The organism is Streptomyces sp. NPDC085946 (assembly GCF_044540485.1).
In the GTDB taxonomy this organism is placed as follows: Bacteria; Actinomycetota; Actinomycetes; order Streptomycetales; family Streptomycetaceae; genus Streptomyces.
The window spans coordinates 82,769-100,946 of sequence record NZ_JBITSF010000017.1 but is presented as its reverse complement, the minus strand read 5'-3'; the positions used below and the strand labels follow the sequence as shown (position 1 = coordinate 100,946).

Genomic DNA, 18,178 nt, shown 5'->3' with positions numbered 1-18,178 from the left:
GCGGCCCCGTACGGGCCCCGGGCGGCTGCCCCGTCCGGGCTCCGGGCGGCGGCCTCCGGGATCGTACGCGGGCGTCCGGGGAGCCGGGAAGCGGTCCGGGGGTGCCGCCGCGGGCCATCACGTGCCCCGACTCGTGGGCGGAGAGGGCGAGTTGACCGGGAGACCGTCCGCTCCCGCGGCCGCCGTGTCCCTCCGGCCGCGCCCCCCTTGACGCGACGCGAACCGCCCACACCCGGCGAACCGCCGGCAATCCGCCCCCCGCCTCGGTGGGTCACCGTGACCGCGCCGGTACGCAGCGAGTTCGCCCTTCCGCCCCACCGGGAGTCGTGTGACACTGTCGTCCCGTCCGCAGTGCGGACCCCCTCCGCACCGTCCGTCCCCCACGAGAGTGCGCCGTGCGTGATCTTCCCCTGCCGCTCGCTCTGACCGCGCGCCTGTCCCCCGTCGCCGTGCTCGCCGCGATGGGCTGGGCGCTGTCGTCCGGTCCGCTCGCCGCGCCGCGGGCCGCCGAGCAGGAGCCGGCCGGGCGCACCGGAACCCGGTCCGCCGCCGCCCCCTCGGAGACCGCGGCGCCCAAGACGTACACCGCCGCGCCCGCGCCCTGCGGGAGCCTGGCCGCGAAGACGGTCAAGGCCCTGGTTCCGGGTGCCGGGACGGGCGGGAAGGAGATCCCGTCGACGGACTCCGAGCTGCGCCGCACCTGCTCCTGGAACGCGCTCCAGGGGTACGAGTACCGCTGGCTCGACGTGTCCTTCGAGGTCTTCGAGTCGGACGACAGGGCCCGCACGGCCTACGAGCAGCGCACCCGGGAGAGGAGCGGCGGAGGCGCGGTCCCCGGCCTGGGCGACGCGGGGTACTCGGTGGTGAACCTGACCACGGAGGACAAGCAGGAGACCCGGGAGGGCGTGGTGGTCGCGCGCGCCTCCAACGCGCTGGTGGTCGTCACCTACAACGGCAGCGACTTCGAGTCGAAGAAGGCGCCCGGTACGGACGAGATCAACAAGGGCGCCATCAAGGCCGCCAAGGAGGCGGTGGCGGCGCTGGGGGACGGCCCGCGGGGCTGACCGTCCCCCCGCCGGGGCCCGGAGCCCGGCGCGCCGGGGAGACGGGACGGGAAGGGCCGTGCGGGCGGCGCCGAGGGGCGCGCTCCGGAGGACGTGAGGGCGGGAGCGTCCCGGCCCCCTTCCCGGGGCGGCGGGAAGGGGCGCGGAGGGAACCCGCGGGGCGGGGTCAGCCGTTGACCGCGGGGATGACCCGCGATCCGTACGCGTCGATCACCGCCTCCTGCGCGTCGTGCATGTCGTACACCGCGAACTGGTCGACGCCCAGCGCGCGCAGCGCGTCCAGCTTCTCGACGTGCCGCTCCACCGGGCCGATCAGGCAGAACCGGTCGACGATCTCGTCCGGCACGAACCGCGTGTCCGGGTTCCCGCTGCGCCCGTGGTGGGCGTAGTCGTAGCCCTGCCGTGCCTTGATGTAGTCGGTGAGCGCGTCGGGTACGGCGGCGGAGTGCTCGCCGTACCTGGCGACCAGGTCGGCGACGTGGTTGCCGACCATGCCGCCGAACCACCGGCACTGCTCGCGCGCGTGGGCGAGCGCCCCGGGCGAGTCGTCCTCGGTGACGTAGGCCGGGGCGGCGACGCAGACGGTCACCTCGGCGGGGTCGCGGCCCGCGGCGGCCGCCGCGTCCTTGACGGCCCCGACCATGTACTCGGTGAGGTAGAGGTCTGCGAGCTGGAGGATGAACCCGTCGGCCTCCTCGCCGGCCATCTTCAGCGCCTTCGGCCCGTACGCGGCCATCCACACCGGGAGTTCGGCGCCCTGCCGGATCCACGGGAAGCGGACGACCGTGCCGCCGCCGAGGTCGGCCTCCCGGCCGCTGCCCAGCGCCCGGATGACCTTCATGGCCTCGCTGATGCGGGCGAGCGTGTTGGGCTTGCGGCCGGCCACGCGCATCGCGGAGTCGCCGCGGCCGATGCCGCAGACCGTGCGGTTGCCGAACATGTCGTTGAGGGTGGCGAAGGTGGAGGCGGTGACCTCCCAGGTGCGGGTGCCCGGGTTGGTGACCATCGTGCCGACCTTCAGCGTCGTGGTGTTCGCCAGGATCTGGCTGTGGATGACGAAGGGCTCCTGCCACAGCACGGCGGAGTCGAAGGTCCAGCCGTGGGTGAAGCCGTTGCGTTCGGCGCGCTTCATGAGGCTGACGACCCGCGAGGCCGGCGGGTCGGTCTGCAGGACGAGTCCGAAGTCCATCGGGGGCCGCTCCTAGACGAGGTACTGACAGGTGGAGCGCGGGGTGTAGACGCCGTGACCCTTGCGTCCGGTGTACTCCCGCTCGGTGATGACGAACGCGCCGCGCGAGAGCACCGTCTCGACGCGGCCGGTGACGCGCTTGCCCTCGTACGCCGAGTAGTCGACGTTCATGTGGTGGGTCTCGGCGGACATCACCTGCTCGGCGTGCGGGTCGTAGATCACGACGTCGGCGTCGGCGCCCGGCGCGATGGTGCCCTTCTGCGGGTACAGGCCGAACATGCGGGCCGGGGTGGCGCAGGCGATCTCGATCCAGCGGCGCCGGGAGATGTGCCCGTCCACGACGGCCTGGTGGAGCAGGTCCATGCGGTTCTCCACACCCGGCAGGCCGTTGGGGATCTTGGAGAAGTCGCCCCGGCCGAGCTCCTTCTGCCCGGTGAAGCAGAACGGGCAGTGGTCGGTGGAGACGACCTGGAGGTCGTTGGTCCGCAGCCCCCGCCACAGCCGGGCCTGGTGTTCGCGGGGCCTGAGCGGCGTGCTGCACACGTACTTGGCGCCCTCGAAGTCCGGCTCGGCGAGGTTGTCGGTGGACAGGAACAGGTACTGGGGGCAGGTCTCGCCGAAGACGTTGAGCCCCTCGTCGCGGGCCCGGGCCAGCTCGGCGACGGCCTCCATCGCCGAGACGTGCACGACGTACAGGGGCGCGCCGGCGACCTGGGCGAGCCGGATGGCGCGGTGGGTGGCCTCGGCCTCCAGCAGGGCCTTGCGGACCTCGCCGTGGTGGCGCGGGTCGGTCTCGCCCCGGGCCAGGGCCTGCTCGACCAGCACGTCGATCGCGATGCCGTTCTCGGCGTGCATCATGATCAGCCCGCCGTTGGCGGCGGAGCGCTGCATGGCGCGCAGGATCTGGCCGTCGTCGGAGTAGAAGACGCCCGGGTAGGCCATGAACTGCTTGAAGGAGGTCACGCCCTCCTCCACCAGCAGGTCCATCTCCTTGAGCGTCTCCTGGCCGACGTCGGAGACGATCATGTGGAAGCCGTAGTCGATCGCGCAGTTGCCCTCGGCCTTGGCGTGCCAGGCGTCCAGGCCCTCGCGCAGGGTGTGCCCGACGCTCTGCACCGCGAAGTCGACGATGGTGGTCGTGCCGCCCCAGGCGGCGGCCCGGGTGCCGGTCTCGAAGGTGTCGGAGGCGAAGGTGCCGCCGAAGGGGAGCTCCATGTGCGTGTGGACGTCGACGCCGCCGGGGATGACGTACTTCCCGGTGGCGTCGACGACCCGGTCCGCCGTGAAGGTGCCGGCGGCGGGTGTCCCGGTGGCCGCGAGGGCGGCGATGCGGTTGTCCTCGATCAGGACGTCGGCGTGCAGTTCGTCGGAGGCGGTGATGACCAGGCCACCGCGGATGACGGTTCGGGTGCTCATGTTCTGTCGCTCCTCGCCGTTCGGTCGTACCGGTTGTGTGGGGCCGGCCGCGCCGTTCCCCGCGCCCCTGCCGGGGCGTCCACGAAGCCGTCAGCGGCCCGTACGCCCCCCCCCCCGGCGCCCGGTCCCGGTGGAACCGCCGGCGGTCGCGGGCCTCGCGCGGCTCGGCCGTGTCCGGGCCGCGGACGGCGGCGGCCTCCGCGCGGTGCGGGGAGCGGACGTGCGCGGCCTGCCGGTCCTCGTCGCCGGCGAACAGCACGCCGGTGGTGAGGACCGTCTCGCCGCCGCTGGGCAGCACGCCGGCGTCGGCGGCCTCGGCGGCGGGCACCCGGCGCACCGGCCCGCCGAGCCGCCCGGCACCGGCCACCGCCTCGGACTCCCCCGCGAGGACCAGCCCCGGGGTGAGGGCCCGCCGGACCGACAGGGCCGGTTCCGGGTGCTCCCGATCCGCGAGGCGGTGGTCATGGCGGCCGTCCCTCGACTCACCTGGCTGCTACTGGATGCTCCGCAGGGCGCGTTCGAGGATGGCGGCGCCCTCCTCCGCCTCGGCGACGTTAAGGGACAGCGGCGGGGCGATGCGCAGCGCGCTGGTGTCGTGGCCGCCGCCCTTGCCGATGAGCAGGCCGCCCGCGCGGGCCTCCTCCAGCACGGCGGCCGCGGCCTGCGGGTCGGCCGTGTCGGTGCCGGGTCGCGTCAGCTCGATGCCGATCATCAGGCCCCGGCCGCGCACCTCCCGCACCGCGGGCACCCCCGCGGCGGCGGCCCGCACCCGCTCGATGAGCATCCCGCCGACCCGCCGCGCGTTGCCCTGCAGGTCGTGCTCCAGCAGGTAGGTGAGGTTGGCGAGCCCGGCGGCCATGGTGATCTGGGTGCCGCCGAAGGTGGAGATGCTGTGGGCGTCCAGGCAGTTCATGATCTCGGCGCGGGCGACGACCCCGCCGATGGACATCCCGTTGCCGATGCCCTTGGCGAAGGTCATGATGTCCGGCGGCCCGTGCCGGCCGTGCGCCTGCCAGCCCCAGAAGTGCTCGCCGGTGCGGCCCCAGCCGGTCTGCACCTCGTCGGAGATCCACAGGATGCCGCGCTCGTGCAGCACGTCCCGGAACGCCGCGTACAGCCCGTCCGGCGGGGAGGTGAAGCCGCCGACCCCCTGGATCGGCTCGGCGATCAGCGCGGCCGGCGGGCGGGTGTGGCCGAGCAGGTCCTTCAGGTCGTCGACGCAGGCCGCGATGAAGTCGTGGTCGTCCAGGGCGGCGTAGGGGCCGCGGGTGCGCACGCCGCCGTGCACGTACAGCGTCTGCAGCGGGGAGAGCGAGGTCGGGGACCAGCCGCGGTTGCCGGTGATGCCGACCGAGCTGAAGGAACGGCCGTGGTAGCTGTTGCGCATCGCCAGGACCGTGTTGCTGCGCCGGTACGTCGTGGCCAGCAGCAGGGCGGTGTCGTTGGCCTCGGTGCCGGAGGTGGTGAAGAACACCCGGGCGTCCGGGATGCCGCTCAACTGGGCGATGCGCTCGGCGAGTTCGACCATCGGCCGGTTGAGGTACAGGGTCGAGGAGTGCACGATCCGGCCGGCCTGCTCGCTGATCGCCTTGGTCACCTCGGGCAGCGCGTGCGCGGTCATCGTGGTGAGGATGCCGCCGAAGAAGTCGAGGTAGCGGTTGCCGTCCGCGTCCCAGACGTGGCGGCCCTCGCCGTGGGTGATCTCGATGGGCTCCTCGTAGTACAGGGCGAGCCAGTCGGGGAGCACGGACCGGTGCCGGCCCAGCAGGTCGTCGGTCACGGCCGCACCAGCCCTTCGTAGGCGTCGGGGCGGCGGTCGCGGTAGAAGGCCCACGTCTGCCGCACCTCGTCGATCAGGTCCAGGTCCAGGTCGCGGACCACGAGTTCCTCCTTGCCGTCACTGGCGACGTCCCCCACGAACTGCCCGCGCGGGTCGACGAAGTAGCTCGTGCCGTAGAAGTCGTTGGCGCCGTACGCCTCGGTGCCGACCCGGTTGATCGCGGCGACGTAGTACGCGTTGGCGACGGCCGCGGCCGGCTGCTCCAGGCGCCACAGGTGGGCCGACAGCCCGCGGTGGGTGGCCGACGGGTTGTAGACCAGCTGGGCCCCGTTCAGGCCGAGTTCGCGCCAGCCCTCCGGGAAGTGCCGGTCGTAGCAGATGTAGACGCCGACCCTGCCGGCGGCCGTGTCGAAGACGGGCCAGCCGAGGTTGCCGGGCCGGAAGTAGTACTTCTCGTAGAAGCCCTTGATCTGCGGGATGTGGTGCTTGCGGTACTTGCCGAGGTACGTGCCGTCCGCGTCGATCACGGCCGCGGTGTTGTAGTACAGGCCCGGCTGCTCGACCTCGAACACCGGGACGACGATCACCATGCCGGTCTCGCGCGCGAGCTCCCGCATCCGGCGGACGGTCGGCCCGTCGGGCACCGGCTCGGCCCAGCGGTAGTGCTCCGGCTCCTGCACCTGGCAGAAGTAGGGACTGTTGAAGACTTCCTGGAACCCGATGATCCGCGCGCCCCGCCGGGCCGCCTCGCGCGCGTGCTCCTCGTGTTTCGCCACCATGGACTCGGTGTCGCCGGTCCAGGTGGCCTGGACCAGAGCGGCACGGACGACGTTGGCCATGAGCTGCTCCTTCGACGCGGCGTCCCAGCCTCTACGCCCGTAGAAACAGGTCGTAGAGGGACGAACGTAAGCCTCCGGGACGGGCTTGCCAAGACCATCGTCCGCAACCCGCGGAGTCGTTGGCGTTTCGCACTCCTGTGGGTGAGTGGTGGGGCCGGAGGGGCTGCCGTGACGGGGTTCAGACCGGGAACCCGGCGACGCGCAGCGCGTGCAGGAGGTCCCGGTGCCGCTCCCGCGACACCCCCCGGGCGGCCTCCAGGAGCAGCGGGACGAGCCGGCCCGGGTCCGGCTCGGCGCTGCGGGCCGCCTCCTCCGGGGCGCGCATCCTGACGTACGCGTCGAGCAGGGCACCGGTCTCGCGGTCGCGGCCCCCGGCCGTCAGGCCGAGGACGGCCCGGCCGATCTCGTGGGCGGGCCGCACCACGCCCTGCCGCAGGATCTGCTGCCCGTCCGGCGCGCGCCCCGCCGCGGCCAGCGCGTCGGCGGCGGCGACCAGCCGGTCCACGGGCAGCGAGGCGGCCTCCCACAGCAGCGTCGCCCAGTCCGCGCCGAGCCCGGCGTGCTGCAGCGCGGCCGCGAGCAGGGGGAACCGGGCGGCCGGCCAGTACGCGACCTCCGCCAGCAGGGCGTGGGCCTGGCCGCTGCGGCCCTCGCCGCGCAGCCGGGCGAGCGTGTCGACGGCCCGGGCGACCTCGCGCCGGCCCTCGGTGTCCACCGTCTCGGCGGGCTGCGTGGCGGGGGCCGCCTGTCCCGCCGTCTCGGCGGCCCCGGCGAACCGGGCGCCGCGCGGGGTGCGGCCGGGCGCCGGGGCGGGGACGGGAGCGGCCGGGGCGGGGGCCTGCGGCTCGACGACGGGAGCGGTGGTGTCCTCCTCGGCCATCCCCGCGAAGCGGGCGCTGCCGCGGCGGCGTTTGCGGGGCCGGGGGGCGGGAGCCGGGGGTGCGGAGGGCGGGGTCCCGGGTCCGGCGGACGGTGCGCCGGCGGCGGGACCGGTGCCGCCCGGGTCCGTGTCCGTGGCCGGTACGCGCATGACCGGGCCGGGTGCGTCCGTGCCGTCCGGGCCCACGTCGGGCGGGCCCATGACCGTGCCGGGCGAGCCGGTACCGCCCGGGCCCGTGCCGGGCGAGACCGCGCCCGTACCGCCGAAGCCCGTGCCGTCCGGGACCGTGCCGTCCGGGCGCACGGCCGGGTCGTCCAGGGCCGCCATCCGGGCCCGCAGCTCCGCGCACCGCGCCGTCGCGCGGAGGTGGTCGTCGCGGGCCCAGGCGAGGTCGACGCGCAGGGCGTCGGCCTCCTCGCGGGTGACGGCGGAGGCGAGCGCGCGGCCGAGCTCCGCCTGCCGTCCGGCCGCGTGGCGCTGCTCGCGGAGCATGACGTCGAGCCGGTCGCCGAGGGCGTCCCGGCCGCCGGGCCGGGCGTCGTACGCGGCGAGCGCGGCGGCGTGCAGGCGGCGGGCCCGTGCCTGCTCCGGCCCGGCGGCCGAGGGGCCGTACGCCGCGGCGAGATCCTGCAGCAGGGCCTCCACCACGTCCCAGGGCGGCACCTCGCGCCCGTCCAGGCAGGCCCGCATGCCGTCGGGGTCGCGCTGCCAGAACACCCCGCACCAGCCGCCGCCCTGGTCGAGGCGCGCCAGCAGGCCGTCCAGGTAGTGCGCGAACTCCCGGACCGACACCGCGAGTTGATCCACCGTCATCGCTCAGCTCCCCGCCAGACCGGATCACTCCGGTCGGTAGGCAACACCAGTCGTGTTACAGCGCGGCTACAGGGAGTTTTCCGAGCGGACGCGGGCGCCTCCGTTTCCGGGCGGACGGGCGGTGACGCGGACGGCGGCGGCACGGGCGGTTCCCACGCGGCCCCGGACGGCCGGACCCCGTGCACGGACGACGGCTCGCGCGCGGCCCGCGCGGAGCACACGGCGGCGCTCACCGAGGCGGGTCCGCGTGCCCTCACGGCACGCGACGCCGTCCGGGGCGGGTCCGGCTCCGGCCGGCCCTCCCCGACCGCACGGAGTGTCCGGGGCGCGACCGCACGGAACGTCCGGCACCCGACCGCGCGGAACACCCGAAGCCCCGCCGCTCGACCGCTCGGCGGGTCCGCCGCTCGACCGCTCAGTGGGGCCGCCGCTCACCGGCGGCCCGCGCCCGTCGTGCTGGACATGCTCCCCGGTACGGAACGTGTCATCGTGGCATGAGCGAGCCCAGACCGGGTTACCCGGCCCCGGCACGTCGACAGCGAAGGAACGGATAGCGATGACGAGTGGTTTCATCGGCCCGGAGGGCGACCCCTTCGCAGATTTCCTCGCCCGGTTCTTCGGCGGCCCCCGCCCCCGTCAGATAGACATCGGCCGACTGCTCAGCCAGCCGGCGCGGGAGCTGGTCCGGGGCGCCGCCCAGTACGCCGCCGAACACGGCAGCCGCGACCTGGACACCGAGCACCTGCTGCGCGCCGCGCTGGTCACCGAGCCGACCCGCAGCCTGCTCAGCCGGGCGGGCGCGGACCCCGACTCGATGGCCTCGGCGATCGACGAGCGGTCGGGTCCCGCCCAGCACGGCCCGGGCGAGGCACCGCCGCCGACCTCGCTCTCGCTGACCCCGGCCGCCAAGCGCGCCCTGCTGGACGCGCACGACCTGGCCCGGGCGCGGGGGTACGGCTACATCGGCCCGGAGCACGTCCTCAGCGCGCTGGCCGCCAACCCGGACTCGGCCGCCGGCCACATCCTGAACGCGGCCCGCTTCGCCCCGTCCAGCCTGCCGCCGGAGACACCGGAGGCGGCCCCGCCGCGTGCCGAGCGGCCGCGCGCGACGAACACCCCGACCCTGGACAAGTACGGCCGCGACCTCACCGAACTGGCCCGGCAGGGCCGGATCGACCCGGTGATCGGCCGGGAGCAGGAGATCGAGCAGACCGTCGAGGTGCTGTCCCGGCGCGGCAAGAACAACCCGGTGCTGATCGGCGACGCCGGCGTCGGCAAGACCGCCGTGGTCGAGGGACTCGCCCAGCGCATCGCCGACGGGGACGTGCCGGACGTGCTCGCCGGGCGCCGCGTGGTGGCCCTGGACCTGACGGGCGTCGTCGCGGGCACCCGCTTCCGGGGCGACTTCGAGGAGCGGATGAACAACATCGTCGAGGAGATCCGCGGCCACTCCGACCGGCTGGTCGTCTTCATCGACGAGCTGCACACCGTGGTGGGCGCCGGGGGCGGCGGCGGTGACGGCGGGTCCATGGACGCCGGGAACATCCTCAAGCCGGCCCTGGCCCGCGGCGAGCTGCACGTGGTGGGCGCCACCACGCTGGAGGAGTACCGCCGCATCGAGAAGGACGCGGCGCTGGCCCGCCGCTTCCAGCCCATCATGGTGCCGGAGCCGACGCCCGCGGACGCGATCGAGATCCTGCGCGGTCTGGAGGACCGCTACGAGGCCCACCACCAGGTCCGCTACACCGACGGGGCGCTGGTGGCGGCCGTGGAGCTGTCCGACCGCTACCTCACCGACCGCCGCCTGCCCGACAAGGCCATCGACCTGATCGACCAGGCGGGCGCCCGGGTGCGGCTGCGGGCCCGGACGAAGGGCTCGGACGTGCGGTCCATGGAGCGCGAGCTGGAGCAGCTGGTCCGGGACAAGGACCAGGCCGTCGCGGACGAGCAGTACGAGCAGGCCACGCAGTTGCGGGACCGCATCGTCGAGCTCAAGCAGCGGATCACGGAGGCCGGCGGAGCCGGCGAGGTCGACGAGGGGCAGGACCTGGTCGTCGACGCCGAGGCGATCGCCGAGGTGGTGTCCCGGCAGACCGGCATCCCGGTCAGCAGCCTCACCGAGGAGGAGAAGGACCGGCTGCTCGGCCTGGAGCAGCACCTGCACGAACGCGTGGTCGGCCAGGAGGAGGCGGTGCGCGTCGTCTCCGACGCGGTGCTGCGCTCGCGCGCCGGGCTCGCCAGCCCGGACCGGCCCATCGGCAGCTTCCTCTTCCTGGGGCCGACCGGCGTCGGCAAGACCGAGCTGGCCCGCGCGCTGGCCGAGGCCCTGTTCGGCAGCGAGGACCGCATGGTCCGGCTGGACATGAGCGAGTACCAGGAGCGGCACACGGTCAGCCGGCTGGTCGGCGCCCCGCCCGGGTACGTCGGCCACGAGGAGGCCGGGCAGCTCACCGAGGTGGTGCGCCGGCACCCGTACTCGCTGCTCCTGCTCGACGAGGTGGAGAAGGCGCACCCGGACGTCTTCAACATCCTGCTCCAGGTCCTCGACGACGGCCGGCTCACCGACTCCCAGGGCCGCACCGTGGACTTCACCAACACGGTCATCGTGATGACCAGCAACCTGGGTTCGGAGGCCATCACGCGGCGCGGCGCCTCGCTCGGCTTCGCGGCCGGCGGCAGCGACGCGGACGAGGAGGCGCGGCGCGAGCAGATCCTGCGGCCCCTGCGCGAGCACTTCCGGCCCGAGTTCCTCAACCGCATCGACGAGATCGTGATCTTCCGTCAGCTGACGGAGGAGCAGCTGCGGCAGATCACCGAGCTGCTGCTGGAGCGCACCCGCCGGCTGCTGCGCGCCCAGGACGTCGCGGTCGACTTCACCGACGCGGCCGTGGGCTGGCTGGCGCGGCGCGGCTACCAGCCGGAGTACGGTGCCCGCCCGCTGCGCCGCACCATCCAGCGGGAGGTCGACAACGAGCTGTCCCGGCTGCTCCTGGACGGCCGGGTCAAGGAGGGCGGCCGGGTGACGGTGGACGTCGCCGACGGGCGCCTGGCGTTCCGCACGCAGGAGACGCCCGCTCCCGAACTGTGAGACGCGGTGCGCCCCGGAGGTCTCCGGGGCGCACCGCGTCCGCGGGTCAGCTCACTTCGCCGGGCGCGCCACCATCGCCGAGCCGCCGCCGCGGCGGGTCTTCTCCGCCGCGGCGAGCCACTTCCCGCCGGGCAGCCGCTGCACGGCCGTGGCGGCGCCGATCTCCGGGTTGCGCCGGAAGGCGTGCCCGACGGCCTCCAGCTGCCCGCGCAGGGCGCTGTCGTACAGCCCCGGTTCGAGTTCCGTCTGGGCCGCGTTGCGCTGGCTGGCGCGCGGCGCGGCGATCGCGTCGACCAGCGGCAGGCCCCGGTCGAGGAACCCGGTCAGGGTCTGGAGCACGGTGGTGATGATGGTCGCCCCGCCCGGCGAGCCGAGCGCCACCACCGGCCGGTCGTGCCGGTCGAGCACGATCGTCGGCGACATCGACGACCGGGGCCGCTTGCCCGGGCCCGGCAGGTTCGGGTCGTGCACGGCCGGGTTGGCCGGGGCGAAGGAGAAGTCGGTCAGCTCGTTGTTGAGCAGGAACCCGCGGCCGGGCACGGTGATGCCGCTGCCGCCGGTCTGCTCGATGGTGAGGGTGTAGGCGACGACGTTGCCCCACCGGTCGGCGACCGTCAGGTGGGTGGTGCTGTCGCCCTCGTACGTCGTCGGGGCCGCGGTGCCGCCCTGGGCGCAGGGCGCCGGGTGGCGCGGGTCGCCGGGCGCGAGCGGGCTGGTGAGCACCGCGTCGTCCTCGATCAGGCACTCCCGCGTGTCGGCGTACCGCTGGGACAGCAGCTGCTTCGTCGGTACGTCCTCGAAGGCGGGGTCGCCGACCCAGCGCCCGCGGTCCGCGAAGGCGATCCGGCTCGCCTCGATGAAGCGGTGCAGGTACCGCGCCGGGCTCGCGCCGGCCAGGTCGGTCCGCTCCAGGATGTTCAGCGCCTCGCCCACCGTGGTGCCGCCGGAGGACGACGGCGCCATGGAGTAGACGTCGAGGCCGCGGTACGAGGTCCGGGTCGGGGCCTGGAGCCTGGTGCGGTAGGCGGCGAGGTCCTGGGCGGACAGCCGGCCGGGGCGGGCGTTCCAGCCGGACGCCGGGTCCACCGGGGGCTTGTTGACCGTGTCGACGATGTCCTCGGCGAGGTCCCCGCGGTACAGCGCGCCGACGCCCTCGCGGGCCAGCCGCGCGTAGGTGCGGGCCAGGTCGGGGTTCTTGAACGTGGAGCCGACGACGGGGAGTTCGCCGTCCGGCAGGAACAGCTCGGCGGTGTCCGGGAAGTGGCGGAACCGGGTCTCGTTGGCCGCGGTCTGCTCCCGGAAGGTGGCGTCGACCGTGAAGCCGTCCCGGGCGAGCCGCTCGGCGGGCTTCAGGAGCGGACCGAGCGTGCGGCTGCCCCACTTGTCCAGTACGGTGCGCCAGGTGGCGGGCGTGCCCGGGGTGCCGACGCTCAGGCCGCTGCTGACCACGTCGGCGAACGGCAGCGGCTTGCCGTTCTCCAGGAAGAGGTTCCGGTCGGCGGTCAGCGGCGCGGTCTCGCGGCCGTCGACGGTGTGCACCGTACGGGACTTCGCGTCGTAGTAGACGAAGTAGCCGCCTCCGCCGATGCCCGCCGAGTACGGCTCGGTGACGCCGAGCGCGGCGGCGGTGGCGACGGCCGCGTCGACGGCGTTGCCGCCCTTGCGCAGGACCTCGATGCCGGCCGCGGAGGCGTCGGCGTCGACGCTCGCGACCGCCCCGCCGTACCCGACGGCGACGGGGACCTTCTCGGCGGGTCTGCCCGGCGCGGCGGGCGGCGCCGCCGCCCCCACCGACACCACGGCGGCCGAGACCGCCAGGACCGCCAGATTCCGAGCGACAGGACGACGCATCCGCACCTCCACTGAAAGGCCGTCAGCGCAGCCTAATCGATCGTCATGGCCTCGTCAGTACGGTCGGGCGGGCGTGTCGAACACGGGTTTGCGCCCGCCCGCTACCATGCGCGCCCATGACTGACGACGTGCGCAACATCGTCCTGGGCGTGGTGGCGGCGGGCATCAGCGCCGCGCTGGGCTGGGTGGCCCGCACCTACCTGTGGAAGCGCAGACTCCGGCGCAAGCAGGCGTTCTTCGGGCTGCCCGACCACTCCGAGTCGCTGCTCGTGGTGAACCGCGGCGCGGGCGGACCGGAGCTGTCGGTGATGCGCTACGACGTGTTCGCCCTGCTCGAACTCGCCGCGCTGATCAAGGACTGCCGCGCGCACGCCCAAGTGCTCCCCCACGACACGGCCCGTCAGGGCTTCGGCGAGCGCACGGAGTTCTGCGTGGGCGGTCCCGCCTCGAACCGGCGCATGACGGCGCACCTCGCCTCCCTGCTCCCCGGGGTCCGGGTGAACGCGGACCCCGAACCCGGCCCCGACCGCGGCGCCTTCCAGATCGGTGCGGAGCGGTACCGTCTGGATCCCGGCAAGGAGGAGTACGTCCTGCTCGCCCGGCTCACCGCGGGTCAGAACGACGACAGCCGGCCGGTGTTCCTCTTCTGCGGGCAGACCGCCATCACCAACCAGGCCGCCACCCGCTACCTGGCCCGGCACCACGAGCGCCTGGCCCGCACGTACGGCTCCCGCCCCTTCGTGCTGCTGCTGAAGGTCGTCAGCTCCCAGGCGTACGGCCCGGACGTGGTCGAGCTCGTCGCGGACGTGACCCGCACGGCACGGAGCCCGCTGCCCGCCCCGGCGCCCCGCCCGTCCCACCGGACCTCCTGACGGCCCCGGCCGGTACGGGCGCGCGACGCACCGGCGGGACACCGAGGGCGCTGCGCACCGAGCACGACCCGTCCGGCGCGCAGCTGACCTTCTCCTCGCCGGCGAGCGACCCGTCGTACGTGTCGGTTCCGCTGCGCGAGCAGTGATCCGCGGCTGCCGCCGGACGGGACTGGCCCGATGTGATCCGCCGCCCCCGTGGCCGGACACCCGTGGGGCGCCCGTCCCGGCGACGGCATCTCCGCTTCCGCCGCGTCCCGGTCCGGGGACCGGGCCAGCGGCCCTCTCACCCCGCCGGACCGGCCGCTTCGGCCCCGTCCGACAGGATGAAGGAAACATCGTAGTCGAGGCCCGCCGCGGCCCTCCGCCGGGCGGCGGTCCGTTCAGCGCCCGAGGATCTCGGGGAGGAAGTCGCGGGCGTGGTCGCCGTGCTGGTCGGTGAGGAACTCCTCGGGCGTGCGGTCCCCGGCGACGCGGCCGCCGGCCGTGAACACGACCCGGTCGGCGGCCGAGCGGGCGAAGCCCGTCCCGTGGGTGACGACGATCGTCGTCATAGCCTCGCGGGCGAGCTGCCGCATCACCTCCAGGACCCCGCCGGCCGTCTCCGGGTCGAGGACGGAGGCCGGCTCGTCGAACAGCACGGCCTCGGGGCTCAGGGGCAGGGCGCGGGCGACGGCGGCGCGCTGCCGCCGGCCGCCGGAGAGCCGGGCGGGGTACTCGTCCGCCAGGTCGGCGACGCCGACGCGGTCCAGGACGTCCCGGGAGCGCTCGTCGGCCTCCTCCCCGCCGCGTCCGCGGACCTCGGCCCGGCCCGGCGGGACGTTCTCCAGCCGGCTGATCACCCGGCACAGGGGCGACTCCCCGAGCCCGACGGGCCGATGGCCACGACCACCTCTCCCCTGCCGACGCCGAGGCTGACGTCCCGCAGGACGTGCGGTTCCCCGAAGTACTTCTCGGCGTCACGCAGCGAAGTACTTGTCGGCGTCACGCAGCCCGATCAGCGGACCGATGGCCGTGCCCGGCCCCCCTCCCTCCCGGCTGTGCGGTGGCCGCACCGTATCGAGGGGTGACCGACGCGGTCCCCCGGCACGCACTCCCCCGGGATCAGCCGTATCCGCCGCGCGCCACGGGCGCCGTGGGTCCGGCGGTCACTCCTCGGCGAGCTCCGCGTACAGCTGCGACAGCTCGGGGACGCCGCTGACGGCCCACTCGTGCCCGGAGGCCACGACGTCGAACCGGCGGCCGGAGCCGAGCCGCACCACCGGCTGGCCGTCGGCCCGGATCTCCCAGGCGGTGCCCGGCACGCTGCGCACGAGCACGGTGCCCAGGTACAGCCCGGCGTCGTTGCCGAGCCAGGGCAGGATCTCCTCGTCGTCCCGCCAGCGCGGCACCAGCTGGTCCAGCGCCTCCAACGAGGCCGCGGAGTCGTCCAGTTGCACGCCCGCCCGGTACGCCTGGGAGCGCAGCAGCTCGCACTCGGCGAGGAGCTCCGCGATGCCCTCCGCGGCGGGGACCCCGAACTTCCGGCGCCGATTGCCCAGGAAAGGGATGTTCATATCTCCAGCGTGTCATTCGTACCGCCGTACGCACCACAGGCGCGCGGGCCGTCACTTCCGGGCGAGTTCACGCCGCGTACACGCATGGCTCGTTGACGGGCCACCGGTGCCTCCCTGGCTTCGCGGTGCGCCGTGCGTCCCGGGCTCCGCCGCCGGGTCCCGTGGTGGTGCCTCGTCGACGAGCGGGAGGAGCCGGCCGTGCGCCGATGTGTCCGGAGGATCGCGGCCGTGCTGGCCCTGGCGGCCTCCCTGGGGCCGGCGGGGCCGGCCCGCGCCGCCGGCGGGGAGCGGCCGGGGCCGCTGCCGCTGGAGCGGCTGTTCGACAACAGGGCCGTCAGCGACGACGCCCGGCCCGGTGCGGCCGACTTCGACGGTGCGGGCGCCTCCCTGTCGGCGCGGGACCTCGCGGCGGCGGGCTGGACGCCCGGACGGACGCTCACCGTGCAGGGCGCGCGGCTGACCTGGCCGCAGCGGCAGCCGGGCGAGCCGGACAACGTGCGGGCCGCCGGGCAGGAGGTGCGGGTCACCGGGCGCGGCGACGCCCTGGCGTTCCTGGTGGCGGGCACCGGCGGGGCCGCGGGGGCGCGCCGGTGCGCGGCGGGGGCGCGGGAGTGCGCCGGGGTGAGCGGCTCGGGCCGGGTGACGTACGCGGACGGCACGGGCTCCGCGTACCGCCTGACCGCGCCCGACTGGCGCACCGGCCCGCTCGCCACGAAGGCGGTGGCGCTGCCGCACGTCAACACGCCCGGCGGCCGCCTCGCCGGGCAAGCCCGGCTGTACGTCGTCACCGTGCCGCTGGCGAAGGGCCGCGAGGTCGTCTCGGTGCGGCTGCCCCGGGCGGCCGGCCTGCACGTGTTCGCGCTGTCGGTGCGGGCCGCCGGGTCCGGCTGGACGGGCAGCTGGGCGGCCGCGACGTCCGGGTACCCGGCGGTCGGGCCGTGGACCGACCGGACGCTGCGGCTGGTGGTGCACACGTCGGCCGGCGGGCCCCGCGTCCGGCTGCGCTTCGACAACACGTTCGCCGCGGCGCCGGTGCGGATCGGCGCGGCGAGCGTGGCGGTACGGGCCGCGGGCGCGGCGGCGCACGGGGCGCCGGTGCCGCTGTCCTTCCGGGGCGCGGCGGGCACGGAGATCGCGGCGGGGGCACAGGCGTACAGCGATCCGCTGCGGTTCGCGGTGCCGGCGGACGCCGATCTGCTGGTCAGCTTCCACCTGCCCGGCCCGGTGGCGGCGGCGCCCGTGCACCGGCTCGCGGCGCAGCGCTCGTACCTGAGCGGGCCGGGGGACCACACGGCGGACGGCTCGACGGCGCCGTACACCTCGGTGCTGACGGCCTGGCCGCTGCTGACCGGGGTCGACGTGGGCGGCGGGCCGGGGTCCGTGGTGCTGCTCGGGGACTCGGTCACCGACGGCGAGAAGTCCACGGCGGACGCGAACCGCCGGTGGCCGGACGTGCTGGCCGCCCGCCTGCTCGGGCAGCGCGCCGTCCCCCGCTACGGCGTGCTCAACCAGGGGATCTCCGGGAACCGGGTGGTCACCGACCGCTGTCCCGGCGACGGGATCTCCACGGACGCGGCCGGGGTCGGGGCGCTGCACCGCTTCGACCGGGACGTCCTCGCCCAGACGTCGGCGCGGACGGCGGTGGTGTTCGAGGGCGTCAACGACCTGCGGTGGGGGACGCCGGCCCCGCGGGTGATCGCCGGACTGCGGGAGCTGGCCGGGCGGGGGCACGCCCGGGGACTGCGGATGCTGGTGGCGACGATCCTGCCGTGCGAGGGCGAGGGCCGCTGCACGGCCGCCGTGGACGCCGAGCGGGTCGCGGTGAACACCTGGATCCGCGAGGAGTCCGCCGGGGTCTTCGACGCGGTCCTCGACTTCGACGCGGTGGTACGGGACCCGCGGCGGCCGGCGCGGATGCTCCCCGCGTACGACAGCGGGGACCACCTGCATCCGGGGGACGCGGGGCTGGCGGCCCTGGCCCGGTCGGTCGACCTCGGGCTGCTGTGACGCCCCGGCCGGAGCCGGGGCGTCCCCCTGGCGGGCGCCGCGGGCCCTACACGTCCAGGTCCACCACGACCGGGGCGTGGTCGGAGGCGCCCTTGCCCTTGCGCTCCTCGCGGTCGACGTACGCGTCCTTGACCGCCGACGCGAACGGCTGGTTGCCGTACACCAGGTCGATGCGCATGCCGCGGTTCTTGGGGAAGCCCAGCTGCCGGTAGTCCCAGTACGTGAACGGGTGGTCGTACTTCAGGGGGCGCGGCACCACGTCGGACAGGCCGGTCCCGCGCAGGGCGGCCAGGGCGGCCCGCTCCGCGGCGGTGACGTGGGTGGAGCCCTCGAAGACGGCCCGGTCGAAGACGTCGTCGTCGGTCGGCGCCACGTTGTAGTCGCCCATCACCGCGAAGGGACGGCTGCCGCCCGCGTCGCCGGCCACGGCGGCCTTCAGGGCCTCGAACCACTGGAGCTTGTAGGCGTAGTGCGGGTGGTCCACCGCCCGGCCGTTCGGCACGTACACCGACCAGACGCGGACCGGGCCGCAGGTCGCCGAGATCGCGCGGGGCTCCTGCACGCCCTCGAAACCGGGGTCGCCGGGCAGCCCCTTGACGACGTCCTCGACGCCCACGCGGGAGAGCACCGCCACGCCGTTCCACCGGCCGGTCGCGTGGACGGCCGCCTCGTAGCCCCGCTCGCGCAGCTCGTCGAACGGGAACTGCTCCTCGGCGACCTTGGCCTCCTGGAGGCACAGCACGTCCGTGCCGCTGGTCTCCAGCCAGGCCAGCAGCCTCGGCAGACGGGCGGTGATCGAGTTCACGTTCCACGTGGCGATGCGCAT

Annotated in this window: 12 protein-coding genes and 2 pseudogenes; 4 read left to right on the top strand and 10 right to left on the bottom strand. The window is 75.0% G+C overall.

The window, feature by feature from the left end:
* The first annotated feature begins 395 nt into the window (after nucleotides 1-395).
* On the top strand, nucleotides 396-1,064 hold the full coding sequence (locus ACIF8T_RS28785; protein WP_400039019.1) for a hypothetical protein: 669 nt from the start codon (nucleotides 396-398) through the stop codon (nucleotides 1,062-1,064).
* Nucleotides 1,065-1,230: 166 nt separating this feature from the next.
* On the opposite strand, the gene ACIF8T_RS28780 is transcribed toward ACIF8T_RS28785, so the two are convergent.
* From ACIF8T_RS28780 to ACIF8T_RS28755, 6 genes and pseudogenes are all read right to left on the bottom strand, one after another.
* A complete protein-coding gene (locus tag ACIF8T_RS28780) occupies nucleotides 1,231-2,253 on the bottom strand; it encodes a TIGR03842 family LLM class F420-dependent oxidoreductase (protein WP_400039018.1) in 1,023 nt (340 codons plus the stop codon).
* A gap of 12 nt (nucleotides 2,254-2,265) precedes the next feature.
* Entirely contained in the window at nucleotides 2,266-3,669 is a 1,404-nt protein-coding gene (gene hydA / locus ACIF8T_RS28775; protein WP_400039017.1) for a dihydropyrimidinase, read from the bottom strand.
* A gap of 184 nt (nucleotides 3,670-3,853) precedes the next feature.
* Nucleotides 3,854-4,093: pseudogene (locus ACIF8T_RS28770) on the bottom strand (PucR family transcriptional regulator ligand-binding domain-containing protein); the annotation flags it as partial.
* A gap of 69 nt (nucleotides 4,094-4,162) precedes the next feature.
* Nucleotides 4,163-5,449: an aspartate aminotransferase family protein gene (locus tag ACIF8T_RS28765; protein WP_400039016.1), complete on the bottom strand. Its 1,287-nt coding sequence runs from the start codon at nucleotides 5,447-5,449 to the stop codon at nucleotides 4,163-4,165.
* Nucleotides 5,446-6,288 carry a nitrilase-related carbon-nitrogen hydrolase gene (locus ACIF8T_RS28760; RefSeq protein ID WP_400039015.1) on the bottom strand — a complete coding sequence of 281 codons (843 nt, stop codon included), beginning with the start codon at nucleotides 6,286-6,288 and terminating at the stop codon, nucleotides 5,446-5,448. Before ACIF8T_RS28760 ends, ACIF8T_RS28765 begins: the two co-directional genes overlap by 4 nt.
* Before the next feature lie 178 nt (nucleotides 6,289-6,466).
* On the bottom strand, nucleotides 6,467-7,981 hold the full coding sequence (locus ACIF8T_RS28755; RefSeq protein WP_400039014.1) for a hypothetical protein: 1,515 nt from the start codon (nucleotides 7,979-7,981) through the stop codon (nucleotides 6,467-6,469).
* A gap of 556 nt (nucleotides 7,982-8,537) precedes the next feature.
* Between ACIF8T_RS28755 and ACIF8T_RS28750 the strand changes: the two genes are divergently transcribed.
* A complete protein-coding gene (locus tag ACIF8T_RS28750; protein WP_400039013.1) occupies nucleotides 8,538-11,069 on the top strand; it encodes an ATP-dependent Clp protease ATP-binding subunit in 2,532 nt (843 codons plus the stop codon).
* 51 nt (nucleotides 11,070-11,120) lie between these two features.
* Here ACIF8T_RS28750 and ggt read toward each other — a convergent pair whose 3' ends face one another.
* On the bottom strand, nucleotides 11,121-12,920 hold the full coding sequence (gene ggt, locus ACIF8T_RS28745) for a gamma-glutamyltransferase (RefSeq protein ID WP_400039012.1): 1,800 nt from the start codon (nucleotides 12,918-12,920) through the stop codon (nucleotides 11,121-11,123).
* Nucleotides 12,921-13,036: 116 nt separating this feature from the next.
* Here ggt and ACIF8T_RS28740 point away from each other — a divergent pair, with 116 nt between their 5' ends.
* Complete coding sequence (locus ACIF8T_RS28740) at nucleotides 13,037-13,792, top strand: hypothetical protein (RefSeq protein ID WP_400039011.1); 756 nt, start codon at nucleotides 13,037-13,039, stop codon at nucleotides 13,790-13,792.
* A 380-nt stretch (nucleotides 13,793-14,172) separates the two neighbouring features.
* Here the strand turns inward: ACIF8T_RS28740 and ACIF8T_RS28735 are convergent.
* Together ACIF8T_RS28735 and ACIF8T_RS28730 are read right to left on the bottom strand one after the other, a co-directional pair.
* Nucleotides 14,173-14,777, bottom strand: a pseudogene (locus ACIF8T_RS28735) (ATP-binding cassette domain-containing protein).
* 160 nt (nucleotides 14,778-14,937) lie between these two features.
* A complete protein-coding gene (locus ACIF8T_RS28730; RefSeq protein ID WP_400039010.1) occupies nucleotides 14,938-15,345 on the bottom strand; it encodes a DUF6278 family protein in 408 nt (135 codons plus the stop codon).
* Between the two features lie 198 nt (nucleotides 15,346-15,543).
* On the opposite strand from ACIF8T_RS28730, the gene ACIF8T_RS28725 reads away from it, so the two are divergent.
* On the top strand, nucleotides 15,544-17,352 hold the full coding sequence (locus tag ACIF8T_RS28725) for an SGNH/GDSL hydrolase family protein (RefSeq protein ID WP_400039009.1): 1,809 nt from the start codon (nucleotides 15,544-15,546) through the stop codon (nucleotides 17,350-17,352).
* 46 nt (nucleotides 17,353-17,398) lie between these two features.
* Here ACIF8T_RS28725 and ACIF8T_RS28720 read toward each other — a convergent pair whose 3' ends face one another.
* Entirely contained in the window at nucleotides 17,399-18,178 is a 780-nt protein-coding gene (locus ACIF8T_RS28720; protein WP_400039008.1) for an exodeoxyribonuclease III, read from the bottom strand.